Consider the following 11743-nt stretch of genomic DNA (forward strand, 5'->3'; position numbering starts at 1 on the left):
CATCGGCTCGCTCCGCAGGAAAATCACCACACCGCCAAAATCGCGCTATACCCCTCGCGGACGGCAAGTGTGGGGGACTGACAGGATGGCGAGCGAGCACAGGCAAAACCGAGATGCGCCCGACTTGCCTTACACACCGCTAGACGAAACCCCGCCCGTCGGACTGGAGCGCTGGAAACGGCTCGGCCCCGGCATCGTCGTGGCCGCGACCGGCGTGGGCGCGGGCGATCTTGTCGCCACGCTCGTTGCCGGCGCGCGCTTTGGCTATGCGTTGCTCTGGGCCGCCGTCATCGGCTGCATCATCAAGATCGCGCTGGCCGAGGCGACCGGGCGCTATCATCTCGCCACCGGATCGACGATGCTGCAGGGCTGGCGCTCGCTCGGCCATTGGACGAGCTGGTATTTCGGCATCTACATTCTGATCTGGGGCTTTGTGTACGGCGGCACGGCGATGAGCGCGACTGCGCTGCCGCTCGCTGCGATGTTTCCCGGCCTGTTGCCGTTCTGGGCGTGGGGCATGGCGTCGGGCCTCGCCGGCGCGCTGTTCGTCCTGTTCAATCGCTATGCGGTGTTCGAGGCCGTGATGAAGCTGCTGATCGGCGTCATGTTCGTCGTCGTTGTCGGGCTTGCGATCCTCGTCATGCCGGATCTCGACGCAGCACTGATCGGCCTCGCGCCCACGCTGCCGGAGGGCTCGGCCATTTACACTTTGGGCCTCATCGGCGGCGTCGGCGGCACGATTACGCTCGCGGCCTATGGCTATTGGGTCAACGCGAAGGGTTGGCGCTCTCCAGCCTGGATCCCGATGATGCGGTTCGACAATCGCGTGGCCTATATCGCGACAGGGGTCTTTGTGATCGCCATGCTCATCGTCGGTGCCGAACTGCTCTACACCGCGCAGATCGCGCTTTCCGGCGGCGATCGGGGCTTGCTCGATCTGGGCGCGGTGCTGGAAGCGCGCTTCGGGCGCACCGTGGCGACCTTGTTCCTCATCGGGTTCGCAGCGACGACCTTTTCGTCGGTGCTCGGCGTCTGGCAAGGCGTGTCGCTGCTGTTCGCGGACTTCGTCCGCAGTATCCGGGCGGAGCGGGCGGGGGAGACTGCCGTGCATGATCCGGCCATTGCGGCGACGCTGGACCGGACGCCGGCTTTCCGCTTCTACATCCTCTGGCTCACCTTCCCGCCCATGCTCCTGCTGTTTCTGGGCCAGCCTTTCGCGCTCATCATTGCCTACGGGGCGTTCGGGGCCTTCTTCATGCCCTTCCTCGCCGTCACGCTCATGTGGCTGCTCAATTCGAAAGCCGTGCCTGCGGAGTGGCGCTCGGGCTGGTGGTCGAACCTGATGCTGGGGCTAGCCTCGCTGCTGTTTGCGGTGTTGTGCGTGGATCAGATCCGCTCGCTGCTATAGGTCACGGCTTGCCGCGCGGCGCTGTGCTGCGGGTGAGAGGAGTCTAGGCATCCTCCCTGTACCCGGCTAGAGAAGCCGCAAGCGAAGGCCGCGCCTCAGACGGCCCTTATCCAGCAGGACATCATGCCCAAACCCTTCACCATTACCACGGCGATCAGTTACCCCAATGGCCGCCCGCATATCGGCCATGCCTATGAAGCAATCGCGACGGACGCCTTCGCCCGCGCGGCCCGGATGATGGGGCGGGACGTGTTCTTCCAGACAGGCACCGACGAGCATGGCCTCAAAATGGCGCAGGCCGCCCGTGCGCGCGGCGTTGAGCCCGTCGTCCTGGCCGATGAGATGTCAGGCTATTTCAGGGAGATGGATGATCTTCTGAACATCAGCTATGATCGCTTCATTCGCACTAGTGAGCCTGCCCATCATGTCGCAAGCCAGGCCATTTGGCAGGCGATGGTCGACAATGGCGACCTGTATCTCGATCGCTATGAAGGTTGGTACTCGGTCCGCGATGAGGCCTATTATGATGAAAGCGAGCTAAGTGTCAGCGATGGCGGGGAAAAGCTCTCTCCGCAGGGCACGCCGGTGGAGTGGACCGTGGAGGAAAGCTGGTTCTTCCGCCTCTCGGCCTATCAGGACCGCCTGCTCGCGCTGTATCTCGATCAGCCGGACTTCATTCAGCCCGAGAGCCGCCGCAACGAAATTCTCCGTTTCGTGGAGGGCGGGCTGCGCGATTTGTCCGTCTCGCGCACCAGCTTCGATTGGGGCGTGAAGGTCCCCGGCTCGCCGGATCACGTCATGTATGTGTGGGTCGATGCGCTCACCAACTATCTCACGGGTTGCGGCTATCCCTCTGATCCGGAACGCATGGCGCGCTACTGGGCGGAAGGGGGCGACATCGTCCACATCATCGGCAAGGATATCGTACGCTTCCACACGGTCTACTGGCCGGCCTTCCTGATGAGCGCGAAACTGCCTTTGCCGAAAACGGTGTTCGGCCACGGCTTCCTGCTCAACCGCGGCGAGAAGATGTCCAAGTCACTGGGGAATGTTGCCGATCCGGTCGAGCTGGCCGAGGCCTTCGGCGTCGATCCGCTGCGCTACTTCCTGCTGGCCGAGGTCGGCTTCGGCAATGATGGCAGCTATAGCGCGGAAGCCATTGTTCATAAATCGAATACCGAGCTTGGCAACGCCTTCGGCAATCTCGCCCAGCGCGTGCTGAGCTTCATTGCCAAGAACCTGGAAGGCCGTGTGCCCACACCGGCACCCAATGCCGATGATGAGGCCTTGCTGGCGCAGGTGCGGCAGATTGCCATGCAGGATGTTCCGGGCGCATTCGAGCGCTTCGCCCCGCACGAGGCGATCCAGGCCTGGCTGCGCGCGGCCTATGCCTGCAATGCCTATGTGGATGCGCAGGCGCCCTGGGCGCTCCGCAAGACCGATCCGGCCCGTATGGAGGCCGTGCTGGCGACGCTCTACGTCTGTATTGCCACCCTGGCCGTCTCGGCACTGCCGGTCATCCCGCGCAGCGCAGAGGAACTGCTCGACCGCATGGGGCTGCCCCAGGATGCGCGCACCTTCAGCGCCATCGGCACGGACTGGTACACGCCACTGCGCGCGAGCGGCCACGTCGTCGGCGCGCAGCAGCCGCTCTTCCCCCGCCTTGAACTCCCCGCCGCGGAGGCCTGATGCTCGTCGATAGCCATTGTCACCTCAATTATGAGGGGCTGGTGGAGGATCAGCCCGCCGTCCTCGCCCGTGCGCGTGCGGCGGGGGTGGGCACGATGCTCAACATCTCCACCCGCGAGCGGGAGTGGGCCGCGATTATCGGACTGGCCGAGCGCGAGGCGGACGTCTGGGCGAGCGTCGGCATTCATCCGCATGAGGCGGACAGCCATGCCCATGTCGATACCGCCAAGCTTGTGGCCGCTGCGGCCAATCCCCGTGTCGTCGGTATCGGCGAGACCGGGCTGGATTATTATTACGACCATAGCGATCGCGTCCAGCAGCAGACGAGCTTTCGCGCCCATATCGCCGCCGCGCGCGAGACCGGTCTGCCGATCATCATCCATACCCGCGATGCCGAGGCGGACACCGCCGCTATTCTGCGGGACGAGATGGGGCAGGGGACATTCACCGGAGTGATCCACTGCTTCACCGCCAGCGATGCCTTTGCCGACATCGCACTGGACCTCGGCCTGGTCATCAGTATTTCCGGGATCGTGACCTTCAAGAACGCCAAGGCTTTGCAGCAGACGGCGGCGCGCATTCCGGCCGACCGTTTGCTGGTAGAGACAGACTCGCCCTTCCTCGCGCCGGTGCCGCACCGCGGACGGCCCTGCGAACCGGCGTTCGTCGCCGATACCGCGCGCTTCCTGGCCGATCTCCGTGGCGAGTCCCTCGAGGCGCTGACGCAGGCAACGACGCGGAACTTCTTTGCTTTGTTCTCCCGCGCCGCGCCGGTCGCGTGACGCCATGACGCTCAAGCTGGTCATGTTGGGGAGCGGCACCTCCTCGGGCGTTCCGCGCATCGGCAATGATTGGGGGCAGTGTGATCCCGCCGAGCCGCGCAATCGTCGCACCCGCGTCTCGATCTTTGTCGAGAGCGCGACCACGCGGTTGCTGGTCGACACCTCCCCGGATTTCCGCGCGCAGATGCTGGCGGCCGATGTCGTGCATCTGGATGCCGTCTTCTGGACCCACGACCATGCCGATCACTGCCACGGCATCGATGATCTGCGGCAGATCATGCATCATCGTGGCACCCCTGTGCCCGGCTATGGTCACAAGGCGACCATGGCGGCCCTGCGCAGCCGCTTCGACTATGCGTTCGATGGGCGCGAGGGGTATCGCGCGACCATCGCGGGCCATGACCTGCCCGACGAAGGGGTGACGGTGGGCGACATCGCGGTCACCCATGTCGATCAGCCCCATGGCTTCATCTCCTCAAGCGGCTTCCGATTCTCCTGCGGCGGCCGGTCGCTGGCCTATGCCACGGATTTTCACGAGATGACCGATGCGATGGTCTCGCTCTATGCGGGCGTGGATTGTCTCGTCATCGATGCGCTACGCGAGCGGCCGCACCCGACCCACGCCCATCTGGCTCTGACGCTGGAGGCGATCGCGCGGATACGCCCCGGCCGCGCCATCCTCACCCACATGGATAACAGCATGGACTATGCCCGTCTGCGCGCCATGCTTCCCGAAGGCGTTGAGCCCGGCTACGATGGTCTGACCGCCCTGATCTGATCTCCCTTCGCGGGCGTCCGTTCCAGCAGGAGAGTTGGCCATGGCCGATATGATTGCCCAAAGCCTCTGGTTCGTCCTGGCCTTCGTCCTCGTCGGCAGCAGCCTGGCCCTGCGCCGCCTTCCGCTCCACCATCTGGTGAAGATGATCCTCGTCTGGATCGCGATTTTCGGCGCTGTCTGGATCGTCGTTCTGGCCATTCACGGCCTCTCTGGCTGACCCCAACACAATATTTTGCATCAATCCCATCTTATCTGTTCGAGGCTGTTGACACCCCCGAACAGCCCCCCTAAAGCGCCGGTCCTACCCCGTGCCCAGATGGCGGAATTGGTAGACGCACCAGCTTCAGGTGCTGGCGATCGCAAGGTCGTGGAGGTTCGAGTCCTCTTCTGGGCACCATTTTCTGACACCCCCAAATAGCGATGATTTCGCTCTTCCCGCGCTCGGGAAGGGGTTTGGGCGCTGTGACTTTTCCCTTGTAGCCTGCCCTCTGGCGTCGCGCGAAATTTCGCGATCGCGAGCCATACATGCGCACATGCGATCATCGAAGGGAATGATCGCAGGTCGACAATCTATGTTGGGAGGTGAAGGGCTTTTCCAAGCCTGCCCAGCCGGGAAGGCTGGTGACCCCTACGGGAATCGAACCCGTGTTTCAGCCGTGAGAGGGCCGCGTCCTGACCGCTAGACGAAGGGGCCACTGAGCGAGCGATGTGTATCGCTGCCGTGAGAGGGCGCCTTTACGGGGATGGTCTGGCGCGGTCAAGGCCATTTGCTCAGGCGATGGCAAGATCCTCGATATGCAGCTCGGCGGCGGGGCGGGGCCCCCAGTCGTCGATCTTTGCGCGGCCGGCGAGCCAGAAGCGCGTGCCGGCGCGGGAGGAGAGCAGCATCTGCCCAAGCTCGGTCTCGGCCTGACGGAAGGCCATGGCCTTGAGCGAGCGGCCATCCTCGCCCGCCACGATGGCGCGGACGTGGCTCGTCCCGACGATATCGGCGCGGACGACGCGCACCGGCCCCAGCGCAACGCGGGGCGCCGGCCAGCCATTGCCGAAGGGGCCGGCCTGCTCCATCGATTGGATCAGCTCCGGTGTCAGTCCGGCCGGCGCCACCAGCAGGTCGATGAGGAGAGCGCGGGCGGTGGCGGCGCGGGCGACATCCTCGCGCAGCCGCTCCTCCAGAAACTCCGCCAGCGCGGTCACATGCTCGCGGCGAACGGTGAGCCCGGCCGCCATGGCATGCCCGCCACCGGCCACGAGCAGGCCGTGGTCCTTGGCGGCCAGAATGGCGGCACCCAGATCAACGCCAGTGATAGAGCGCCCCGAGCCCTTGCCGATGCCGTCCTCGTCAATGGCGATGACGATGGCCGGGCGGGTGATCTTTTCCTTCAGGCGCCCCGCCACGATGCCGATTACGCCCGGATGCCACAGATCGCCGGCGATCACGGCGACGGAGCGCTCGCCCAACTCTGTGAGAAGGGCCTCGGCTTCCTCCTGCACGGTCGCCTCGATCGCGCGCCGCTCCTGATTGAGGTGGTCAAGCTCTGCGGCGAGCATGGCGGCTTCATCGGGGTCGGCGGTGGTGAGCAGGCGCACGCCCAGATCGGAGCGGCCCACGCGTCCGCCCGCGTTGATGCGGGGCCCCAGGGCAAAGCCCAGGTCCGAGCATTGCGGAGCACGCTCCAGCCGGCTTGCGGAAAGCAGGGCGTTGAGGCCGATATTGCCGCGCCGCGCCATCGTCTTGAGCCCCTGGGCGACAAAGGCGCGGTTGAGGCCCCGGATGGGCGCCACATCTGCGACAGTGCCCAGCGCGACGAGATCGAGCAGGTCCAGCAAGCGCGGTTCCGGGCGGGCGGCGAACCAGCCCCGCGCGCGCAAGGTGCGGACCAGCGCGGCACCCAGCAGGAAGGCAACGCCGACCGCAGCGAGATGGCCATGACCGGCGGCCTCATCGGCCTCATCGAGCCGATTGGGGTTGACCAGCGCAAGGGCAGGGGGGAGCGAGGCGGCGCATTTGTGGTGATCGACGACGATGACATCCAGCCCCACGGAGCGTGCGGCCTCCAGCGCGGCAAAGGCCTGGGCGCCGCAATCGACCGTGACGACAAGGCTGGCACCGCTGCGTGCAAGCGCTACCAGCGCCTCACCGGATGGGCCATAGCCCTCCATCAGTCGGTCGGGGATGTAAACGCCGGCATCAAGCCCGAGCTCGCGCAGCAGCCGGACGAGCAGTGCCGCGCTCGTCGCGCCGTCCACGTCATAGTCGCCGAAGATAGTCACCGATTCCCGATCGATAACGGCTGCGGCGAGCCGCTCGGCGGCGCGGTCCATATCCTGGAAGATGGACGGATCGGGCAGGAAGCTGCGGATGGTCGGCGCCCGCTCGCGCTCCAGGCTGTCGTGCGTGCAACCCCGCGCGCGCAGCAGATCGTCCACGAGATTGCCGCCGCTGCCGCACGGCTCAGGCCCGCGCCAGCGCCAGGCACGGCCGGTGAGCGAGCGATCGATATCCAGAGCAAAGCGCATGGCGGCACCTTAGCCGAGCTTGTGGGGGAAAGGATAGGAGCGTCGTGATAGGGGTGGGGTTAGTCTTCGCCGTTTGTGCTGAGTAGGATCTGAGGTGCGCCGCAGGCGCGTATCGAGGAGGCGTATCGAAGCATCGAATCCTTCGATAAGCCGCTTCTACAGGCGCAGCAGCTGCTCAGGACGAACGGAGATATCCGAGATGTCGTCATTTTGCGCACGGCGTCTTTCGGGCGGAACGGCGTTTATCCGCACGCCGCTCTTTGCAAGACCCGGCCGATGGAGTAGCTGCGCTATCATGACGGCAATCCTCTCGCTCCGCGGCGTCACCAAGCAATATGCCAGCGGTCACAAGGCGCTCGGCAGCGTCGATCTCGATGTGGAGGAGGGCGAGATCTTCGCGCTTCTCGGGCCGAATGGCGCTGGCAAGACCACGCTCATATCCATCATCTGCGGCATCGTGCGCGCCAGTGGCGGGACGGTGCATGTCGGCGGGCACGATATCGTGCGGGATTATCGCCAGACGCGCGCCACCATCGGCCTTGTGCCGCAGGAACTCTCGACCGATCAGTTCGAGCGCGTGATCGATACGGTGCGCTTCAGCCGTGGCCTGTTCGGCAAGCCGCGCGACGATGCCTATATCGAGAGGGTGCTGCGCGACCTGACGCTTTGGGACAAGCGCCACGCCAAGCTGCAGGAGCTTTCCGGCGGCATGAAGCGGCGGGTCATGATCGCCAAGGCACTCGCCCATGAGCCGCGCCTGCTGTTTCTGGATGAGCCGACTGCCGGCGTCGACGTGGAACTGCGCCGCGACATGTGGGCGCTGGTCCGCCAGCTGCGGGACAATGGCGCGACGATCATCCTCACGACCCATTATATCGAGGAAGCCGAGGACATGGCCGATCGCGTGGGGGTCATCACCGGCGGCGAGCTGATCCTCGTGGAAGACAAGGCGCGGCTGATGAAGAAGCTGGGCAAGAAGACGCTGCGGATCACGCTCAATGAGCCGATGTCGGCTGTGCCTGCTGCCCTGTCTGACTGGCGCGTGACTCTGGAGAGCGACGGCGCCGAGCTTGAATATGTGTTCGACAGCCAGGCCGAGCGCACCGGGATCTCGGCGCTGCTCGGCCAGCTGAGCGCCCTCGGCATCGGCTACAAGGACCTCAATACCAAGGAAAGCTCGTTGGAGGACATTTTCGTGGATCTTGTCCACAAGCCCACGGCCCGGTCGGAGCAGGCGGCATGAGCGGCATCAATATCCACGCGATCCGCGCGATCTATCTGTTCGAGCTGCACCGCTTTCAGCGCACGCTGATGACGGGGCTGGTCGTGCCGGCGTTGACCACCACGCTCTATTTCGTGGTGTTCGGCAGCGCCATCGGCTCGCGGATGACTGAGGTCGACGGGATTCCCTATGGCGCGTTCATTGTGCCGGGCCTCATCATGCTGTCGATGTTCACGGAGAGCATCTTCAATGCCAGCTTCGGCATCTACATGCCCAAATATAGCGGCACGATCTACGAGCTGCTCTCCGCGCCCATTTCCGCGCTGGAGACGATCATCGCCTATGTGGGCGCGGCGGCGACCAAGTCGATGATCATCGGGCTGGTGATTCTCGCGACGGCGCATCTGTTCGTCGATCTGCCCATCGCGCACCCTGCCGCGATGCTCCTGTTCATGATGGTGATCGCGATCAGCTTTTGCCTGTTCGGGTTCATCCTGGGCATCTGGGCGCAGAGTTTCGAGCAGTTGCAGGTCATCCCGCTGATCGTCGTCATGCCGATGACCTTTCTGGGCGGCGCGTTTTACTCGATCCATATGCTGCCCGAGCCCTGGCGGACGATCACCATGTTCAATCCGGTGGTCTATCTGATCAGCGGGTTCCGCTGGACCTTCTTCGGGAAGGGCGATGTCGCGATGGGCGTCTCCGTGGCGTTCGTCAGCGCGATGCTGGTCATCTGCCTCGCGGTAATCGCCTGGATGTTCAAGACCGGATATCGCCTCAAGAAGTAGAGCGAACGGGCGTCAGATACCAAAACGCCCGTCATGCGCGAACGCAGGCAGGCGGTTCAGTCTCTGAATACTCGGTGCGTCAGTCGCGGGCGCGGTGCTCGCCCTTGACCCAGCGGACCGTGCCGGACGAGGCGCGCATCACGACGCTGTTCGTGGTCATCTTACCGCCGCGCAGGAGCTTGACGCCCTCGAGCAGCGAGCCATCGGTGACGCCGGTTGCAGCGAAGATGCAGTCGCCCTTGGCGAGGTCCTCCAGCTTGTAGATGCGGTCGAGGTCGGTGATGCCCCACTTGCGGGCGCGGGCCTTCTCGTCCTCGTTGCGGAACAGGAGCTTGCCGTTGAACTGGCCGCCGACGCAGCGCAGCGCCGCACAGGCGAGCACGCCTTCAGGCGCGCCGCCAGAGCCCATGTACATGTCGATCGTGGTGTCCGGGTCCGTCGTGGCGATCACGCCGGCCACGTCGCCGTCGCCGATCAGCACCACGCCGCAGCCGATGCCGCGCAGTTCGGCAATCAGCTTCTCATGGCGGGGGCGATCCAGCACGCACACGATGATCTCGGAGGGCTTCACGCCCTTGGCCTTGGCCACGGCCTCGACATTCTCCGTCGCGCTCTTGCGCATGTCGATGATATCCGGCGGATAGCCGGGGCCAACCGCCAGCTTCTCCATGTACACATCCGGCGCGTTGAGCAGATTGCCTTCCTCGGCGGCAGCGAGAACCGCAAGCGCATTGGGGCCGGCCTTGGCGGTGATGGTCGTGCCCTCCAGCGGATCGAGCGCGATGTCGATCTTGGGGCCACGGCCGGGCGCGCCACCGACCTTCTCCCCGATGTACAGCATGGGGGCTTCGTCGCGCTCACCTTCGCCGATCACCACCGTGCCATCCATGTACAGGCCATCGAAGGCCTTGCGCATCGCTTCGACGGCAGCAGCGTCAGCGGCCTTCTCGTCGCCGCGCCCCACGAGCTTGGACGCGGCGATCGCGGCGGCCTCGGTGACGCGCACCATCTCAAGAACAAGTACCCGATCGAGTACGGAACTGGCTTCGACGGTATTCGACTTCCCCATCCTGCGGCATCCTTTGCTGAATTGATGGGACGCGATAGGCGAGGATTGTTGCAATGTCGATAATGAGCCAGCGTCTTACCGGTGCGGCCGGGCGCATATCGCATCCCGGCCTGTAAGCGCGGGGTCGCCGCCTGTCAGTCGAGGATGTGCATCAACATCGGCGCGCCCAACAGGCTGTCCGATCCGCCGAGCCTGCGCAGCAGATCATCGATGGCGGAGAGGGCGCCCGGGTGAGTGACGATGGCGACAAGAACGCCCTCGTCCGCGGTGGCGGCCCGCTGGATCACGCTTTCGATCGACACGCCCGAATCCCGCATCGACGCCGTGATTTCCGCCAGCACGCCGGGGCGATCTTGAACCTGGAAGCGCAGATAGGCGCGGCCGGTGCGCTGCCCGGCATCGGCCTTGACCTGGCGCTGCAGCCATTCGGCCGGCATGGCGAAGGCAGGACCATATTCATCGCGCGCCACGTCGATAACGTCTGCGACCACGGCGGAGGCGGTGGGGCCTTCACCGGCACCGGCGCCCTGGAAGAACAGACGTCCGACGAAATTGCCCTCCGCCACGACAGCGTTGAGCGCGCCATCGACATGGGAAAGCGGGTGGTCGAGCGGCACCAGCATGGGGTGGACGCGCTGGAAGAGGCCGACATTCTCGCTGCCGTCCGCCTCGCATTCCGCCATGCCGACCAGCCTGATCTTGAACCCGAGCGAGGCGGCCTCGCGGATATCGGCTGCCATGACATTGCGAATGCCGGTGATATCCACCGAGCCGAAATCGATCTCCGTGCCGAAGGCGAGGCTGGCGAGGATCGACAGCTTGTGGGCGGCGTCGATACCGTCAATGTCGAAGGTAGGGTCAGCCTCGGCATAGCCCTTGGCCTGCGCTTCCTCCAGCACCTGGTCGAACGGGCTGCCATGCTGTTCCATGGTGGAGAGGATGTAATTGCAGGTGCCGTTGAGGATGCCATAGACCCGCATGATGCGATTGGCAGCGGCGCCCTCACGCAGGCCCTTGATGACTGGCACGCCGCCCGCGACGGCCGCTTCATATTTCAGCGCAACGCCGCTCCGCTCGGCCTCATGTGCCAAATCGAGACCGTGATGGGCGATCATTGCCTTGTTGGCGGTAACGAAAGGCTTGCCCTGGCTCAGGCATTGGCGGGCCAGCGTCAGGGCCGGGCCATCCGCGCCGCCGATCAGTTCAACGACCGTGTCGATGTCCTCGCGCTGCGCGAGGGTCGCCATGTCGTCGACCCATTCATAGGCGGAGAGATCAAGTCCGCGATCCTTGCTGCGGTCCCGCGCGGAAATGGCGACCACCTCGATCGGGCGGCCTGCACGCCGGGCAATCAGATCCCGATTGGTCTCCAGCAGGCGAATGACACCGGCGCCCACGGTTCCCAAGCCGACGATGGCGAGGCGAAGGGGGCGGGAAGAGGCGTCGGTCATAATCATGTCCTGCAAAAAGGTGTGAGCGGCGGTCGC

Annotated in this window: 10 protein-coding genes and 2 tRNA genes; 8 read left to right on the forward strand and 4 right to left on the reverse strand. The window is 64.9% G+C overall.

Going from position 1 to position 11743, the window contains the following annotated elements; all coding sequences use genetic code 11:
- Positions 1-124 precede the first annotated feature (124 nt).
- The 6 genes from M2335_RS08590 (at position 125) to M2335_RS08615 (ending at position 5054) form a co-directional block, all read left to right on the forward strand.
- Positions 125-1408: an Nramp family divalent metal transporter gene (locus M2335_RS08590; RefSeq protein WP_264594406.1), complete on the forward strand. Its 1284-nt coding sequence runs from the start codon at positions 125-127 to the stop codon at positions 1406-1408.
- Between the two features lie 123 nt (positions 1409-1531).
- Positions 1532-3097 carry a methionine--tRNA ligase gene (gene metG / locus M2335_RS08595; RefSeq protein ID WP_264594407.1) on the forward strand — a complete coding sequence of 522 codons (1566 nt, stop codon included), beginning with the start codon at positions 1532-1534 and terminating at the stop codon, positions 3095-3097.
- Positions 3097-3879, forward strand: coding sequence for a TatD family hydrolase (locus M2335_RS08600; RefSeq protein WP_264594408.1), 783 nt, complete (start codon positions 3097-3099; stop codon positions 3877-3879). The genes metG and M2335_RS08600 overlap by 1 nt, the downstream gene beginning before the upstream one ends.
- A 4-nt stretch (positions 3880-3883) precedes the next feature.
- Complete coding sequence (locus tag M2335_RS08605) at positions 3884-4657, forward strand: MBL fold metallo-hydrolase (protein WP_264594409.1); 774 nt, start codon at positions 3884-3886, stop codon at positions 4655-4657.
- 40 nt (positions 4658-4697) lie between these two features.
- Entirely contained in the window at positions 4698-4874 is a 177-nt protein-coding gene (locus M2335_RS08610; protein WP_264594410.1) for a hypothetical protein, read from the forward strand.
- A 93-nt stretch (positions 4875-4967) separates the two neighbouring features.
- Positions 4968-5054: transfer RNA gene (locus M2335_RS08615), tRNA-Leu, on the forward strand.
- 222 nt (positions 5055-5276) lie between these two features.
- On the opposite strand, the gene M2335_RS08620 is transcribed toward M2335_RS08615, so the two are convergent.
- Positions 5277-5351, reverse strand: a tRNA-Glu gene (locus M2335_RS08620).
- Between the two features lie 77 nt (positions 5352-5428).
- A complete protein-coding gene (recJ, locus tag M2335_RS08625) occupies positions 5429-7177 on the reverse strand; it encodes a single-stranded-DNA-specific exonuclease RecJ (RefSeq protein ID WP_264594411.1) in 1749 nt (582 codons plus the stop codon).
- Between the two features lie 295 nt (positions 7178-7472).
- Between recJ and M2335_RS08630 the strand changes: the two genes are divergently transcribed.
- Positions 7473-8420, forward strand: a complete 948-nt coding sequence (locus M2335_RS08630; RefSeq protein WP_264594412.1) for an ABC transporter ATP-binding protein — start codon at positions 7473-7475, stop codon at positions 8418-8420.
- A complete protein-coding gene (locus tag M2335_RS08635; protein ID WP_264572906.1) occupies positions 8417-9187 on the forward strand; it encodes an ABC transporter permease in 771 nt (256 codons plus the stop codon). The genes M2335_RS08630 and M2335_RS08635 overlap by 4 nt, the downstream gene beginning before the upstream one ends.
- 79 nt (positions 9188-9266) lie before the next feature.
- Here the strand turns inward: M2335_RS08635 and glpX are convergent, their stop codons facing one another.
- Both glpX and M2335_RS08645 read right to left on the reverse strand, forming a co-directional pair.
- Positions 9267-10256, reverse strand: coding sequence for a class II fructose-bisphosphatase (glpX, locus tag M2335_RS08640; RefSeq protein ID WP_181559765.1), 990 nt, complete (start codon positions 10254-10256; stop codon positions 9267-9269).
- A gap of 134 nt (positions 10257-10390) precedes the next feature.
- The gene (locus M2335_RS08645; RefSeq protein ID WP_264594413.1) at positions 10391-11707 is read right to left on the reverse strand and encodes a homoserine dehydrogenase; all 1317 of its coding nucleotides are present in this window, start codon (positions 11705-11707) and stop codon (positions 10391-10393) included.
- Positions 11708-11743 lie beyond the last annotated feature (36 nt).

The sequence above is a fragment of the Sphingobium sp. B12D2B genome (assembly GCF_025961775.1).
Lineage (GTDB): Bacteria > Pseudomonadota > Alphaproteobacteria > Sphingomonadales > Sphingomonadaceae > Sphingobium.